This is a genomic window from Geobacter hydrogenophilus, assembly GCF_018501225.1.
GTDB lineage: Bacteria > Desulfobacterota > Desulfuromonadia > Geobacterales > Geobacteraceae > Geobacter > Geobacter hydrogenophilus.
Genome location: NZ_JAHCZI010000018.1, coordinates 1 through 14679 on the forward strand (window position 1 = coordinate 1; position 14679 = coordinate 14679).

Annotated in this window: 13 protein-coding genes and 2 riboswitches; of the genes, 6 read left to right on the forward strand and 7 right to left on the reverse strand. The window is 59.6% G+C overall.

From position 1 onward, the window contains the following. Positions 1 to 298, reverse strand: a 298-nt coding sequence (locus KI811_RS17600; protein ID WP_214187779.1) for a hypothetical protein, incomplete at its 3' end; no start/stop codon positions are given. On the opposite strand from KI811_RS17600, the gene KI811_RS17605 reads away from it, so the two are divergent. Next, the gene (locus KI811_RS17605) at positions 297 to 542 is read left to right on the forward strand and encodes a hypothetical protein (protein ID WP_214187780.1); all 246 of its coding nucleotides are present in this window, start codon (positions 297 to 299) and stop codon (positions 540 to 542) included. The genes KI811_RS17600 and KI811_RS17605 overlap by 2 nt on opposite strands. A gap of 11 nt (positions 543 to 553) precedes the next feature. On the opposite strand, the gene gdhA is transcribed toward KI811_RS17605, so the two are convergent. Further along, the gene (gdhA, locus tag KI811_RS17610; RefSeq protein ID WP_214187781.1) at positions 554 to 1906 is read right to left on the reverse strand and encodes an NADP-specific glutamate dehydrogenase; all 1353 of its coding nucleotides are present in this window, start codon (positions 1904 to 1906) and stop codon (positions 554 to 556) included. 442 nt (positions 1907 to 2348) lie between these two features. On the opposite strand from gdhA, the gene KI811_RS17615 reads away from it, so the two are divergent. The 4 genes from KI811_RS17615 to KI811_RS17630 are packed head-to-tail and all read left to right on the forward strand — an operon-like array spanning position 2349 to position 5384. Beyond that, positions 2349 to 2546 (forward strand): hypothetical protein, encoded by a 198-nt coding sequence (locus KI811_RS17615; protein ID WP_214187782.1) that lies wholly within the window; start codon positions 2349 to 2351, stop codon positions 2544 to 2546. 39 nt (positions 2547 to 2585) lie between these two features. Next, entirely contained in the window at positions 2586 to 3551 is a 966-nt protein-coding gene (locus KI811_RS17620) for a peptidoglycan-binding domain-containing protein (protein ID WP_214187783.1), read from the forward strand. 24 nt (positions 3552 to 3575) lie between these two features. Beyond that, positions 3576 to 4646, forward strand: a complete 1071-nt coding sequence (gene corA / locus KI811_RS17625; RefSeq protein ID WP_214187784.1) for a magnesium/cobalt transporter CorA — start codon at positions 3576 to 3578, stop codon at positions 4644 to 4646. A 42-nt stretch (positions 4647 to 4688) separates the two neighbouring features. Further along, positions 4689 to 5384: a VIT1/CCC1 transporter family protein gene (locus KI811_RS17630; RefSeq protein ID WP_214187785.1), complete on the forward strand. Its 696-nt coding sequence runs from the start codon at positions 4689 to 4691 to the stop codon at positions 5382 to 5384. Positions 5385 to 5405: 21 nt separating this feature from the next. Here KI811_RS17630 and KI811_RS17635 read toward each other — a convergent pair whose 3' ends face one another. From KI811_RS17635 to KI811_RS17645, 3 genes are all read right to left on the reverse strand, one after another. After that, positions 5406 to 6941 carry a TolC family protein gene (locus tag KI811_RS17635; RefSeq protein WP_214187786.1) on the reverse strand — a complete coding sequence of 512 codons (1536 nt, stop codon included), beginning with the start codon at positions 6939 to 6941 and terminating at the stop codon, positions 5406 to 5408. A gap of 152 nt (positions 6942 to 7093) precedes the next feature. Beyond that, positions 7094 to 7573 (reverse strand): c-type cytochrome, encoded by a 480-nt coding sequence (locus tag KI811_RS17640; RefSeq protein ID WP_246551856.1) that lies wholly within the window; start codon positions 7571 to 7573, stop codon positions 7094 to 7096. Between the two features lie 58 nt (positions 7574 to 7631). After that, positions 7632 to 8186, reverse strand: coding sequence for a c-type cytochrome (locus KI811_RS17645; protein WP_214187787.1), 555 nt, complete (start codon positions 8184 to 8186; stop codon positions 7632 to 7634). Positions 8187 to 8434: 248 nt separating this feature from the next. Continuing rightward, positions 8435 to 8511: riboswitch (cyclic di-GMP riboswitch) on the reverse strand. A 62-nt stretch (positions 8512 to 8573) separates the two neighbouring features. Beyond that, positions 8574 to 8650, reverse strand: a riboswitch (cyclic di-GMP riboswitch). Between the two features lie 179 nt (positions 8651 to 8829). On the opposite strand from KI811_RS17645, the gene KI811_RS17650 reads away from it, so the two are divergent. Continuing rightward, positions 8830 to 9792: a hypothetical protein gene (locus tag KI811_RS17650; RefSeq protein WP_214187788.1), complete on the forward strand. Its 963-nt coding sequence runs from the start codon at positions 8830 to 8832 to the stop codon at positions 9790 to 9792. 34 nt (positions 9793 to 9826) lie between these two features. Here the strand turns inward: KI811_RS17650 and KI811_RS17655 are convergent, their stop codons facing one another. Continuing rightward, positions 9827 to 10792 carry a toll/interleukin-1 receptor domain-containing protein gene (locus tag KI811_RS17655; RefSeq protein ID WP_214187789.1) on the reverse strand — a complete coding sequence of 322 codons (966 nt, stop codon included), beginning with the start codon at positions 10790 to 10792 and terminating at the stop codon, positions 9827 to 9829. 135 nt (positions 10793 to 10927) lie between these two features. Continuing rightward, positions 10928 to 14677, reverse strand: coding sequence for a hypothetical protein (locus tag KI811_RS17660; protein ID WP_214187790.1), 3750 nt, complete (start codon positions 14675 to 14677; stop codon positions 10928 to 10930). Positions 14678 to 14679: the final 2 nt, after the last annotated feature.

Genomic DNA, 14679 nt, shown 5'->3' on the forward strand with positions numbered 1-14679 from the left:
GTAGGTCGCCGCCGGGAGTTTTATCCAAAAGCCCCGCTCTCATCACTGAGTGCGGGGCTTTTGCTGCTCCTATGCCCCAATTGCTATTATTACCCCTTCCAATCCACTTGTACCCCAAATCCCTTTCACTAGAAACCCGGCAACTGCTGGGCTTTATTGCAGCGCCAGAGTGATGGAGGGGTTTCGGCAGCTTCAGATTCCTTGAAAAAAAGGTCCCAAAAGCGCTGAAACCTACCATCTGCATAAGCTGTTTGACCTTCCCCCCGAGAACTAGAACCTCCCGAAGGAGACTAGACATGAAACCGAGACGCTTTACCCGAAGAGCAGATCATTGGCATCCTGAAGCAAACCCTGGCCGGTATGAAAGATCGTCGATCTTTGTCGTGAGCATGGCATCAGCGGCGCCACCTATTTATACCTGGCGCAGCAAGTACGGCGGCATGGATGTTTCTGAAGTCAAGCAGTTCTCGGAATCAGATCACGAGGATAGTCGAAGAATCAAAAAAAGCCCGGCAATTGCCGGGCTTTTTTGTTACGAATAAACGAATGCTGTTTATACCAGACCGTGGGCGACCATGGCATCGGCCACCTTGATGAATCCGGCGATGTTGGCGCCGAGGACATAGTTCCCTTTGTCGCCATACTCTTCGGCGGTTTCATAGCAAAGCTTGTGTATGCCGACCATAATCTTCTCTAGCTTCTTCTCAGTCTCTTCGAAGGACCAGGAATCGCGCTGGGCGTTCTGCTGCATTTCGAGGGCCGAGGTGGCAACTCCGCCGGCGTTGGCGGCTTTGCCTGGACCGTAGGCGATTTTGGCCTCGAGGAACACCTTGATCCCTTCCGGAGTGGTGGGCATGTTTGCCCCTTCGCCCACGGCGATGCAACCGTTCTTCACCAGGGTCTTGGCATCCTTGCCGTTAATCTCGTTCTGGGTGGCGGACGGCATGGCAACCTGGCAGGGGATATCCCAGATGTTGCCGTTTGCAATGTACTTGGCATCCTTGTGGTAGGTGGCGTAGTCGGCGATCCGGCGACGCTCCACTTCCTTCAGCTGCTTGATCAGTTCTACATCAAGCCCCTTCTCGTGGATGATGACGCCATTGCTGTCGGAGCACGCAATGCACTTACCACCCAGTTGGTGGATCTTTTCGATGGTGTAGATGGCCACGTTGCCGGAACCGGACACCAGGCAGGTCTTGCCGTCGAATGAATCTTTGCGTACCTTGAGGGCCTCGTTGATAAAGAAGGTCGCGCCGTAACCGGTGGCCTCGGGACGGACCAGGGAGCCGCCGAACTTAAGCCCCTTGCCGGTGAGGACGCCGGCTTCCCAGCGGTTGGTGATCCGTTTGTACTGGCCGAACATGTAGCCGATCTCGCGACCGCCAACCCCGATGTCACCGGCCGGGACGTCGGTGTGCTCACCGATGTGGCGGTAGAGTTCGGTCATGAAGCTCTGGCAGAAACGCATCACTTCGTCATCGGATTTGCCCTTCGGATCAAAGTCGGAACCACCCTTGCCACCACCGATCGGCATGCCGGTGAGAGAGTTCTTGAAGATCTGCTCGAAACCGAGGAATTTGATGATGCCAAGGTAAACGGACGGATGGAAACGGAGACCGCCCTTGTAGGGGCCGAGAGCGGAGTTGAATTCAACGCGGAAACCACGGTTGATGTGCACCTGCCCCTTGTCGTCCTGCCAGGGTACCCGGAAGATTATCTGACGCTCCGGTTCGGCGATGCGCTCAATGATTTTGCGCTCAAGGTATTCCGGGTGCTTGGTCACGACCGGTCCGAGGGATTCAAGGACTTCGGCCACGGCCTGGTGGTATTCCACCTCACCGGGGTTGCGCTTGAGTACATCTTGGTAGATGCCAGCGAGTCTTTCGTCGATAAGTTGCGGTGACATGCTTCCTCCTTGTGATGAAATTGTGAGCTTGTGCGGCATGTGCTCTGGATAGCGCCACTTGTATTCGTGGGTTGGCGCCACTAATATATGCAGTTGATGCACCAATAATGCAGCGCTGATGCAAATATAAGCAGGTGATTGAATTTGCAGCACAATACGATTTTGCTGGCTGAATCTAAGATCAATTATTGATCAGTGAAAGACTGCAAATTATACACTACCGTGTATCCTGGCTACTTAGTACTGGTTTGTTGCTTTGTGTGTTCTTGGAGGTGCAATGTTCTTTTGACAAACCCGAAACCAACAGTACACTTTGCTCATTAGAACATTGTCAGCCCTAACCGAACTCTGACTTGCATTCGAGGCACAGACACGGTGGAGTGGGTAGGGGATGCACCTATTGAGCTGTCATGAGTCCAGCGCCCTGAAAGGAACCGATGCCATGTATGTAGCCAGAGACAAGGACAAACAACTCTACCTGTTCAAGGATCTTCCTCTCCGGGGTAAAGAATGCTGGTGGGCAGAATCCGGGGTCGATGGCACTTACCTTCGCCTTGATAACGTCCTCTTCCCTGATGTAACCTGGGAATCGGAACCTCTCCCCGTATCGCTGGTATCGGCGAGCGAGGGTACTGCGTAGAGAGACTTCAGTAGATCATCACAATAACGGAGAGGAATAATGACGAACGCATATCGACGGGGAAGCACCGGAGCTGAGGTTAAGGCAATCCAGGTACGGTTGGCGGAGTTGGGCCTTTACATCGGAGATGTTGACGGCGTCTTCGGTGGCGGCACCGAAAGCGCTGTGAAGAATTTTCAGCAGAAGAACGGACTCGATGTGGATGGAATCGTTGGTGAGGATACCTGGAAAAAACTTTTCGCCGGAGAGGATCTGCAGGAGCCCGAGATATGCAAGCAGACACTGGCATATCGCTGCCTGGCCCTGACAGGTACCATCGAGACGGGCAAACCGATACCCGACTGCTTTGCTTCTGCCTCCGGCGATTTTGACGGCCAGGGGCTTAGTTTCGGCGCCCTCCAGTGGAATCTGGGACAGGGGTCGCTGCAGCCACTCTTCCAGGAGATGGCTGAAAAGTACCCCAACGAGTTGCAAGGCATCTGTCACGATTACTTTTCGGAACTAAAGGCCATCTTCACCTCAGATAAGGACGACCAACTCGTCTGGGTCCGCTCCGTCCAGGACAATAAGCGATTTTCCTTGTTCGAGCCTTGGAAGGGGCTCCTCGCCACACTGGGGCGCACCGATGAGTTTCAAGAGATCCAGGTAAACGCGGCAGGCAAACTCTTCGATGACGCCAAGGATCTCTGCGCCGAGTATGGTCTCTGGTCCGAGCGTGGCGTGGCGCTCATGTTCGACATCAAGACGCAGAACGGGAGCATTTCGCCCCTGGTGAAATCCCAGATAATGGCCGACTTCGCCCGCCTGGGGAAGGACTTGAGTACCGATGAGGCTGAAGAAGCTCGCCTGGTCATCGTGGCCAACCGCCGGGCCGAGGCCTGCAACCCGCGGTGGATAGAGGATGTGCGTAAGCGCAAGGTGGCCATCGCCCACGGCGAGGGGATGGTGCACGGAAACTACCTCCACCTGGAGGATCAGTTCGGCATCAGGCTTAAGCCGTTCTGAAACGATGGAGCAGACTGATAAATTATGAAGAACAGGCTTGTCAAGAAGCGCTCCGCCAAGGCGGGGCTCCCGCCCGGAACCCTCGTCCACATCGGCGAACAGCGTAGCGAAGCGGCCCGGGTCTCCATCATCGCCTATGACGATAAAGGCGTTTACGAACAGGCTTTCGACGACTTGTCCGCCTGCTTCCCTTTGCGCGCCCAGCCGGGAGTAAGTTGGATCAATGTGGAGGGAATCCACAGCGTCGATCTTCTTCAGAAACTGGGCGAGTGCTATGGTCTTCACCCCCTGGTGCTGGAAGACATCCTCAACACCGACCAGCGCCCCAAGCGGGAGGATTACGGCGCCTATCTCTTCATCGTCCTCAAGATGCTCTCCCTCAAAAATGGCAACAACGGGGTGGCCGCGGAACAGATGAGCCTCATTCTCGGTCCGAACTTCGTTCTCTCGTTCCAGGAGGGGCTTGCGGGGGACCCCTTCGATCCGGTCCGCGAGCGGCTGCGGGCCGGCCGTGGGAAGATCCGGTCCCTGGGGGCCGACTATCTCGTCTATTCCCTCATCGACGCCATCGTCGACAACTACTTCGTCATTCTCGAAAGCCTGGCGGAGCGAATCGAGCAACTCGAAGAGGAGCTGGTGGCCAACCCGGTGCGCGAAACCGTCGGCAGGCTTCATACTCTCAAGCGGGAAGTGATTTTTCTGCGCAAATCCGTCTGGCCTCTCCGGGAGGTGATCAGCGGCCTCGAACGGCGCGAGTCATCCCTCGTGCGGGAAGAGACCGCCATCTACCTGCGCGATGTCTATGACCATACCGTGCAGATCATCGACACCGTGGAAACCTTCCGTGACATCCTCTCGGGGCTTCTTGACATCTACCTTTCCACGATCAGCAATCGCACCAACGAAGTCATGAAGGTGCTGACCATCATCGCCACCCTCTTCATGCCCCTCACCTTCATCGCCGGACTCTACGGCATGAACTTCCATTATATGCCCGAGCTCAACTGGCGCTGGGGCTATCCCGCGGTGCTCTTCCTCATGCTTATGGTGATCGGGGGGATGCTCGTCTTTTTCAGAAGGAAAAAGTGGATATAAGCTGGCCCCACGGCCCAACCGATATTTGGAGAATTAGCATTTATGTCTCGCATTCATAGGGAGTTTCACACCTTCGACCGAATAGGCTGGCTTCGGGCAGCCGTCCTTGGCGCCAATGACGGGACCATATCAGTCGCAAGTCTCGTCGTTGGGGTAGCCGCGTCCGGCGCTCTCCAAAGCAGCGTTCTGTTGACGGGAGTGGCGGGGGTGGTGGCTGGAGCGATGTCGATGGCGGCTGGAGAATTCGTGTCAGTGAGGTCGCAAGCAGATGCGGAAGAGGCGGACATCGAGAGGGAGCGGTATGAGTTGGAAACCCAGCCGGAACGAGAACTCGAAGAGTTAACCTCAATTTACGTTGACCGGGGGCTCGATGAGCCCCTGGCGCGGCGGGTGGCGGAGAAGCTGATGTTGGGCAATGCACTCGAAGCCCACGCCCGGGATGAACTTGGCATTACCGAGACCCTCCGGGCGCGACCAATCCAGGCTGCCCTTTTCTCAGCTGTATTCTTTGCTGTTGGCGCCGTTATTCCCATTGCCTCGGTGATGCTTTCCCCATCGGCATGGATTGCCGAAGTCACATCAGCGACAGCTTTGATCACGCTCCTTGTGTTGGGAGGCTCCGCCGCATACGCCGGCGGAGCTTCCGTCGCCAGGGGAGCCCTGAGAGTCTTCTTCTGGGGAGCACTTGCGATGGGACTGACCGCCGGTGTTGGCAGACTCTTCGGCATAGCCATGTGACGCAGAGTCGCCGAACCGGCGCTATTTGTCGGGCTTGTATTGATCCGGGCTCGTTATACGCACGCCCTGGCGGTCGAGAAGCTCGCCAGTGTCGCGCCACAGCTTCGAGACGGCGTACGCGAATGCTTCTGTTGACTCCTGGTGAGCATTTCTGGCGGCAATAAGGTCGTTTTCCGCATTGATGAAATCCTGAACCGTCGTAGCGCCGGCCCTGGTTTGATTCCGATATTCGTCGTGACGCTGCTCGGCGTACTGAAGCGCCTTTTCGGTCGTCTGTATCTGCAACCGCGCGGAAATAAGCGCCCGCATGTCGGCCTCGACGTCGTTCCGTATCTTCCACACAAGCGCATCAATCTGGTTTTGCACCTGCTCAGTCCTTATTTTGTTTTTAAGATAATCGTTATAGGCGGCGGTGTTGCCCAGCGGTACGTTTAATTGCATGCCCGCCGCCCAGTAAGTTCCCGGCTTCTGGGCTATCTTCCGGTAGCTTTCCGCAAAGTTGGTGCCGGTCCCGGTGAAACCTCCGCTGCCGCTGACGGTGAGTTCGGGCAATCTCTGATGATCCGCCACCCGTTCTTGTAGTTGGGACGATTTCAATGTTGTGCGGAGTTGTTTCAGGTCGGAGCGATACTCCAGGGCAGACTTGATCGCCTGCTCTTCCGTTGTCTGCGGCTCCTCTCTCGCGGGCGGATCAACAGGGATGATCTGTGTTTTCTGCTCCATTCCGATCAGGTATCGGAGGCTCGCATCCTGGTCCCTTACGCTTCTCTCCGCTTCGACGAGATCTTTAAGCCTCTGGGCGATGGTATATTCCGTGTTGGCTATCTCTATCTTCTGAAGCGCGGTCGGTTTTGGTCTTTTTCGTAACTCATCGAGGAAATCCTGAGCGGCTTTCAGGGCTCCCTTCTTCGTCTCCAGGGTCTGCCGCAAGGTGTAGAGATGATTGTATGTGGTAATGACGGCCAGAACGGTCTCGGTGGTGGTGAATCGGTAGCGTTCCCTTGAATCCTCCAGAGCATTGGCAGCCAGCGTGATGTTCAACTCCATCGTTTGCTTGCCCGCATTTTTCAACAAAGGCTGCGAGAGCGCGAGCCCGGCCGTTGACTGCCATGTCGACGTGGATGTGTCCGGATTGCTCACCTCGGCGTTTGTGTAACCGCTTTGGGTTGATGCGGACAAGTATCCGCCTGTCGGGAGATACTGCGTCAGGCCGATGGAGCCGGTTGAGTATCTGCTGCTGAAGAAGGGGTCGCCCGGAACGGCCGTTACGCCGCCTGTGCCGGAAACGACAAGAATCGGGTTATAGATTCCCCAACTCCGGTCAACGTCCGTTTCCGCCATTGAGTAATTGAGGGATTCGACCCGCAGATCAATGTTCTTGCGGATCGCCATTTCGATCGCCATTCCCCGTGAAAGACTCAACGTGTCTGGTGCGGTTTCGCAATGGCCAGTGCCTGCAGAGAGAGAGGCCATTGCAAGAAGAATTGCCTGCCAGGCGCTGACCTGCAGGAAGCCGCGGAGCTGTTTGGAAGATGTCGACTGGAAATGAAAATTCATGATGAGCCCCCCTGTTGGCAAGTGAGCTAATTATAGCATTCACAGAAGGGATTTCATGTGAGGGGTTAATTTATTGCTGGAACCATGAGGGAGAACGAAAGAAAAGCCCTCCCCGGGGAGGGGAGGGCTTTGTTTGATGGTGTTGCCGAGAGTTACTGACCGGCAGCGAGAGAAGTGATCTGCGCGGCAGTCAGAGAGCTGCTGAGGAAGCCCATGCCGCCGATGTTGGCACTGATGGCGCTCTGAATGGCGGAGGCAGATTTGCCTTGCTTCGAGGTGCCATGGCACCCGGCGCAGTACTGGTTATACAGAGCCCAGGTCTTGGTCGGCGCCGGAGCAGGAGCCGGAGCAGGAACCGGGGTCGGCGCAGGAGCGGGAACCGGGGTCGGCGCAGGAGCAGGAATCGGGGTCGGTGTCGGAGCGGGAGTAGGTGCCGGGGTCGGAGCAGGGGTCGGCTTGGGGGCCGGAGCAGGGATCGGCTTCGGAGTCGGCACCCGGCGAACTTTTCTTATGTCGTCATCCCTTTTTTCGTGTTCACGGTCGAAGTCGGCATAGCCGGCAGAGACGATACCCGCAACGAGAAGGCTGGTGACACCACAGACAGAAACGAACTTCTTGGATTTGTTAAACATGTACTTTCCTCCGATTGTGTTTTGTTGTTGAGCGTTACAGCTATTTTACTGCTGACAGTTACTGTCCGGCCGCAAGAGAAGTGATCTGAGCGGCGGTCAGAGAGCTGCTGAGGAAGCCCATGCCGCCGACGTTGCCACTGATGGCGCTCTGAGTGGCGGCAGCAGACTTGCCTTGCTTCGAGGTGCCATGGCACCCGGCGCAGTACTGGTTATACAGAGCCCAAGTCTTGGCCGGAGCCGGGGTCGGAGCAGGCGCCGGAGCAGGAACGGGGGTCGGCGCCGGAGTCGGAGCCGGGGCCGGGTTCGGAGCGGGAGTAGGTGCCGGCGTCGGAGCAGGGGTCGGCTTGGGGGTCGGCGCCGGGGTAGGCTTGGGAGTCGGCGCAGGGATCGGGGGAACCGGCGTCGGGTTCGGCCTGGGAATCGGAGCCGGTTTATGGTTCTTGCTCTCCTTCTCCTTTTTCTCCCGTTCCTTTTTCTCTTTCTCAGCCTTTTCCTTGTAAGCCTTCTTTATTTTCGTTGCATAGTCGTCGTCGGCATGTCCCGAGGAAATTACCGCTGTTTGTCCGATTGTCAGTGCCAGAAAGAGAACTGCCATCTTCAAAGCTTTAGACATGTTTGAAACTCCTTGCATTGTGTTTTTGGTCATTGTTGAAATCCCTTTCATTTGTTACTTGAATCCTGATTTCGTTCAGTAATGACAATGTGCAGATGATCTGCCTGTCATTAACTGTGTCTGTACCATGTTTGTAAGTAATAGACACCATGGTTACAGAAGGTTCCTCCTTTCCTGGTTCTTCGCATCCCGGCTGTTTTCGAGGCTGCAGTCCACAAAAAAGCCGGGCTGCGAATATCTGGTGATATTTCGGCAACCCGGCTGTCTCAGTAAGACCCTGTAGGCTTTCCGCCCCATTCTCACGAATGGTTTAGTATTATCGTCTATCGATACTGAAGATAGGGACTGGGAAAACAGAACAGCCGGGGCCGATTATCATTATGATATTTCGGCAACCCGGCTGTCTCAGTAAGACCCTGTAGGCTTTCCGCCCCATTCTCACGAATGGTTTAGTATTGTCGTCTATCTTCCCTGCAAATTATTTTGTCTGACAATACGCGACGAAAAACCTAACGTCAACAAAAAAATTACAAGAAAGAATCAGTGTGGTCAATATGTGGTTACATGAATTGAAATTATCTAACGATATGCTATGGTTTGTTATCGTTTGTTATCGCTCTACTTACTAGGGAGGGATTGAGATATGCGAGGGATCGCTCTGACGATTGTGCTTCTTGTCCTGGCTTCTCCGGTGGCTGCCCAGGAGCTCTATGTTCTCGGGGGATACGGGGTAGATTCAAACCCGAACCGCAAGGCTGGAGCCTATCAGGTCCAATACCTGGAAGGGCTTGGCGAGCATTTCGCGTTCAGCCTCTCATATCTCAACCAAGGGCACTTTCCCGAGCACCACCGCGACGGGAATTCCTTGAATCTATGGCTCCGCACCAACCAGCTCCACCGCCAGCTCTCCCTGGCTGCCGGGGTCGGTGTGATGTACTATTACGACACCACCCATCCTCCCGCCGGCGAGCCATCCGCGGACAAGCATGGTCTTGCAAGCATGTACAGCCTGTCGGCGACGTGGTATACGGAAAGTCGCTTCCTTTTCCAGTTCCAGACTTACTGGGTCAAGGCAAATGCGAGTTTTGACACCCTCTCGGCACTGGTCGGGATCGGCTATCAGTTCGAAGCGCCTTCCACGCCGGGGCCGCTTGCCAAAGCACCTCCCCAAACAAAAAGGACGACGGAAAACGAACTGACCATTCTGGGCGGGGAGTCGATCGTCAACGTTCCCGGCGACGGGCATTCCCAGGCCATTAGTCTTGAATACCGTCGGGGGATCTGGAAATTCGTGGAGTTTACCGCCGCAGCGCTGTATGAGGGGCGAAGCACGTTGTGCGATCGGTACGGCCTGACCACTCAGCTTTGGCTCGCACGTCCCTTTTTCGATGACCACGTTGCTCTCGGCATCGGCTACGGACCCTATTTCGCCGTCGACCGCCGCCGCCCTGGTGACAATGAGGTCTTCATTCCCACAATCTTCACGTCCTCGGCCAGTTTCCGGTTAACGCCGCACTGGCACCTCAGAACCTCCTGGAGCCGGGTCATAACAAACTACAGCCGGGACAGCGACCTGTTCATGGGAGGAATCGGCTACCGGTTCTGATTAATTCCAGGGATTGGGTGCAGTTTTCCTGTTGTCATCGGCTCAGCACCAGCGGATACGTCTGACGGATCGTGTCGTTGTTGATGTTGCCGTTAACGGTCCTGCCGTCCGACGACACCGTGAGCACCATGCTCCCCCAGTGGCCGTGCATCGACTGCCAGCGCAGTTCCATGACGTTGCCGTTAATCGTCCCCTGAGCCTGTACTTCCGTGACCTGGTTGTTGATGATGACGCTGAGCGCGATCTGGTTGCCGGTCTGAACGATCAGGTATGTTTTGCCGTCAGGACTGGACCAGCGGCCGGCCACGTTCGCTACGGCCGGCCGGACAGGCTCCGGCGCAGGGGTGACGGACTGGATGGGTGGGGTGGGGCGCTGCTGGCTGCACAGCCCAATCATCGTCAGGATGAAGAGAACCGCCGCGCCGCCTATGATCTTCCGGCTTGAGAAGAAAGATTCCTTCTTCTCCGGTGTTGGGAGGGGCGGAGTGGGCGACGGGGACGGCTGAGGTTGCGGATGGGGCTCGTCCTTGCGGAACGGGATACCGAGAACCTTGCAGAGGGTCTTTATAAGCTGTTCCACATCGTAGTCCCAGCGGCTGTCGGTAAGTTCCTGGGCCTGGCGCCGGGTGAGCGGCCTGATATCCTCCGGGAGTTCTTCCGGCTTCGGCATCTCCGCCCCGCCGACCAGCACCGGCACCACACGGACGTTGCGGTTCAGGGCGGCGGCGATTTCGAGGCGGATGAAGTCTTCGGGGATGTCGAGGCGGCGACGGCCGCGCGGGTCGGTAAGGGTGAGCCACTGGGGGCCGATGATCGCCAGCAGCACCTGGCACGACGACACGGCGGTATTGATCGCCTCCACGAAATCGACCCCCGCCTCGATGGCCTCGATGTCCATGAAGATGTTGTCGGCGCCGAACTGCTCCTTGAGTCGGTCGGTCAGGTGCCCCGCCCACCCCGCGCTGTCCTGTCTCCGGTAGCTGATGAAAATTCCTGGCATGTGAGGGCTCCTGGTGTTACGGGCTATTGGCCGCCTGCGTTAACGCGTACATGTCGATTTTCTGTCAGTCCTGATGACATCTTCATTGCCCACCCGACACTCCTCTCAGCGATCCTTCCGCAATTTTTGAATACGTTACGCCATCCGCACCTCGACAGCGTCGGAGTAGACCAGCCGCCGCTCCCGGCCTGAGCCGAACCGCTCGGTGAGCCCCGCTTCGGGGGCATCGCCGAGGAATGCCTCGTACTCCTCCACCACCACCCGGAAGCGGGCGTCAGGATCGTCGAGGGGGAGGGTGATGGTCCCTTCCCAGACCGAGAGGGTCTTGAGGGCCTGGGCGTTGAAGAGGGTGATCGGTTCAACGGAGACCGGCACCCAGCCGATGTCCCCCTCGCCGGGGCCGAGCCACCGCTCCAGCCGTGCTTCGATCTCGCTGGTGCAGTTGAAGGAGGCGTTTCTCCGGTAGCCGGTGCCGGAGACGGTGATCCGGAGCGCCGTCGGGTCGGCGGCGTCCCGGGCCACCCAGCAGATCCGGTCCGGGGCGAACTGGGCGAAATCGGCCAGCACCACCCGGGAGAGCTCCGCCTTGCCGATGGATTTCGGCTGGTAGCGGACCAGGGCCAGCCGCACGAAGGGATAGTAGGAGTCGCCGGCGTCGATGTCCATGTCGCAGTAGAAGAGGTGGCGCTCCTCGTCGTACCCCACCGCATGGCCGGCTACGGCCACCAGGGCGTCGGGGCGCTCCTCGATGGTGAGGGAGGTCTGCACCGCCACGGCTTTGGTGAAGTTCTGGAGCGACGGCACCTGCTGGGTGGGTCCCGAGAGCCAGATGGGGTCGCGGCCCCACTGGCTGGCGTAGGGTTTCAGCTCGTCGGGCACCTCGATCCGTACGAAGGTGTCCCGGAGCGGCTTGCCGGAAAGGCACCAGTCCCGCTCGCCGGGCCAGACCACCACCCCCAGGAGCTCGCCGTCGCCGGAGGAGAACCATGGCTCCTCCAGGTAGAGGCGCAGCCCCCCGGTGCGGCGGCTGAAGGTCCCCCGCTCATCCTCACCCTCCTCCCAACCGAAGGTGGGGACCACGTAGAGGAGGTTCGGCGCCAGGGGACGGGCTGAGTTGAGCACTTCCGCCTCGAAGAGGTGGGTGTCGGACGCTGGGGGAAGCTCGGCCTTTGGCGGCCGGGTCAGCTCATCGGTGGTGAGGGAGGGGTCGAAGTAGTCCCGGAACCGGGTGGTGGCGGTGGCGTAGTAGCTGACCTTGCGGTATTTGGTGTCGCCGAATTCGTGGCGCCGGTTCCCCCACGGCACCGACGGGGTGTCCGGCGAGGCGACGGGAAGGTCGAAGGCGTGGGCTTCGCCGTTATTCCGGTCGAAGCCGATGCCGGTGGGCTCGCTCCAGCGGGCCAGGAGGTCCACCTTGCCGGTGCTCGGGGCATGGATCCCCACGGTCCCCTCCACGGTGGCGAAGGTATCTCCCAGGGCCGCTTTCCGGGGGTTGAGAACCTCGATGACCGGCGGCGCCAGGGGCTGTTGCACGGCGTGGACCAGGGTCAGTTCCCGGAAAGGGGTGAGCATCCAGTGGAGCCCGTCCAGGGCCAGCTGCTTCAGCCGCGCCCGGTCCTCGTCGTCAAAGGCCTCTTCCTCGATCCACTTCCAGACGGCGAGCTTATCCAGGTCGGCGGGGGTGACCCGGGAGCTGAGGCGCACCTTTGTCACGGTGGCCTTGGGAAGCTCCACAGTGAGGGTCCGCTCCGTGGCGTCCCAGATTGGCGGGCCGTTCCCTTCGATGACGGCGATGCGGAACGGTTTCCCCTGCCACCAGCCGGGGGCCGCGTCGAAGGTGATGGCCTGGGCCGATTCCGGCGCCGTGCCGGGGAGCCCCCGCAGGACCGCCGCGTTGGCGAAGGGGTCGGCCAGATAGGGGACCTCGGCCGGGAGCGCGGCGGCGTTCGGGTACACCTCCGGGATGGTTGCCGCATCCTTTGTGGCCAGGCGGTTCCAGGTGGCCGGGGTGGCGTCCACTCCCGTGGAGGTGTCCAGGAGGCCGTACTGCTCGATGGTGGCCACGGCGGTCCGGGGAGGGAGGAGGAGCCGCTCCGACGTTTCGGGGGAGAGGACACCGTCGTCGGCCGGGGTGCCGTTGTAGCTCCGGATGACGAGGCGCGCCGCCGATTCCCCGGGCAGGTTCGAGAGGGGAACGGCGGAGACGATGGCCACGGCCGGCGCCTCGATGGGCTCGAAGCGGCGGTAGGTGACTTGCGGCGAAGCCTGGGAGGCGTCAGTGGAGTCGAAGGGGAGGCTGTTCCCTGCCACGTCCACGGCCCGGGCCCGAATCCGGTAGGTGCCGCCGAACCGCAGTCGCGGCAGGGATTTGGGGGCTGGCTCGGCGGTGATCTCCAGATTGAGGGAGGTTCCCGAGGGGTTTCTGGCCTTGCCGTCGGGCCCCAGGTTCTCGCCGTGGCTCAGGCCGTCGTTCTGGATCGCCTCGCCGGGGCGCGGGGCCACGAGGCTCCAGCCGTCCCAGTGGAAGAGGGCCTCGTGGAGATAGAAATCGTTCTTGGTGGGGTCCACGTCCTGCATGGCGGCGGCGGTGACGGTTCCTTCGTCCGCGGCGGTGATGGTGGCCTGGGGGCCGGCGAGCCGCCCCACCCGGTAGGTGACGCCCCGCCGGCAGAGGGAGCGCCAGGTGCCGCTAGCGTCCTGCACGTCCACCCGAAACCCTCCGGTCACGTCATCGGCCCAGAGTTCCGGCGGGTTCTGGGGATTGAGGTTCGTGTTGGCCTGGGTCACGGTCTTGAAGGTGTTGGCCAGGCGCACCGCCCGGCCGGTCCGGAGCACCGAGACCCCGCCGGACCGCAGGGCCGGGAGGCCGTCGTCGGGGGGGGAGTCGGCGGTCTTGAGCCGCCCCTGCTGCCGCATCTGGAGCTGGTTGGCATAGTCGATGGCCTTCAGGGCCGCGCCGTCCGCGTCCACCTGCTGGATGCTGAAGTCGGTGGTGCCGAGCCGGAGCATCCCGTCCGCCAGGTCCGACGTGGCCGCCGGCGCCGGCAGGAACCGCTTCTTTGCCGTATCGAGGAGGTAATGGACCCGCAGGGGCTGGTCGTCGCTCACGAATTCGTGCCCAACGCTTGCCACCTGCACGGTGCCGCTGGCGGACTGGCCGGCCAGGGGGACGCTCACCTCGATCACGAGCCCGAGTCGCCGCATCAGGAGGGGGTGGTTCCCCACCATGGCCACGGCCTCGTGGAAGTCAAACTCCGGCACCGGCACCGGGGTGTCGCGGTTACCCCCCTTGAAGCGGAAGAAGTGCTTGGCCCGGAAGAAATCCATGGCCGGCTCCGGCGGGCCCGGCGGAAGGGCCGTGGTCTTCAGCCGTTTGTACCGCCCCAGGAGGTCCTGTTCCAGATGGTCGTCAAGGTTGAACCACTCGCGCCCCTGGCCCTCAACGGTCCGGACCAGGGTCGCCCCCTTCTGGGCCAGTTCGGCAATCAGGGGGAGGTCGGTGGGGGAGGCGACCCCCACGGTGGCGTAGAGCTTGCGCAGGTGCTCCACCACATTGGCCACCGGGTATGAGTGGATGAGTTGCTTCGACTGGTCCGCAGGGACGAAGGAGCGGACCGAGGTCTCCTCCGGCGGGAAGAGGGCCTGCCAGAGGGCCGGGTCGGCGCCGGAAGGGATGATGGTTGCAACCACTGGCGCCTGGCCGTTGAACTGGATGGAGATGGCGAGGGGCTGGGCCGGCCAGTTGGTGAAGGCGGGAAAGGCGCTGAGCTTCAGGGCGGGCCCGCCGGTGTCGAGCCGGGGCGATACCACCACCGACAGGAGGAGGTTCTTTCCGTCAGCGCTCATCCCTTTCGGAAGAGCGGTCCAGATGATTGTCTGTTTCATGG

Coding starts and splice junctions, on each gene's coding strand:
- KI811_RS17605 (WP_214187780.1), top strand. CDS start 297: ATGAAACCGAGACGCTTTACCCGAAGAGCAGATCATTGGCATCCTGAA.
- gdhA (WP_214187781.1), bottom strand. CDS start 1,906: ATGTCACCGCAACTTATCGACGAAAGACTCGCTGGCATCTACCAAGAT.
- KI811_RS17615 (WP_214187782.1), top strand. CDS start 2,349: ATGTATGTAGCCAGAGACAAGGACAAACAACTCTACCTGTTCAAGGAT.
- KI811_RS17620 (WP_214187783.1), top strand. CDS start 2,586: ATGACGAACGCATATCGACGGGGAAGCACCGGAGCTGAGGTTAAGGCA.
- corA (WP_214187784.1), top strand. CDS start 3,576: ATGAAGAACAGGCTTGTCAAGAAGCGCTCCGCCAAGGCGGGGCTCCCG.
- KI811_RS17630 (WP_214187785.1), top strand. CDS start 4,689: ATGTCTCGCATTCATAGGGAGTTTCACACCTTCGACCGAATAGGCTGG.
- KI811_RS17635 (WP_214187786.1), bottom strand. CDS start 6,941: ATGAATTTTCATTTCCAGTCGACATCTTCCAAACAGCTCCGCGGCTTC.
- KI811_RS17640 (WP_246551856.1), bottom strand. CDS start 7,573: ATGTTTAACAAATCCAAGAAGTTCGTTTCTGTCTGTGGTGTCACCAGC.
- KI811_RS17645 (WP_214187787.1), bottom strand. CDS start 8,186: ATGTCTAAAGCTTTGAAGATGGCAGTTCTCTTTCTGGCACTGACAATC.
- KI811_RS17650 (WP_214187788.1), top strand. CDS start 8,830: ATGCGAGGGATCGCTCTGACGATTGTGCTTCTTGTCCTGGCTTCTCCG.
- KI811_RS17655 (WP_214187789.1), bottom strand. CDS start 10,792: ATGCCAGGAATTTTCATCAGCTACCGGAGACAGGACAGCGCGGGGTGG.
- KI811_RS17660 (WP_214187790.1), bottom strand. CDS start 14,677: ATGAAACAGACAATCATCTGGACCGCTCTTCCGAAAGGGATGAGCGCT.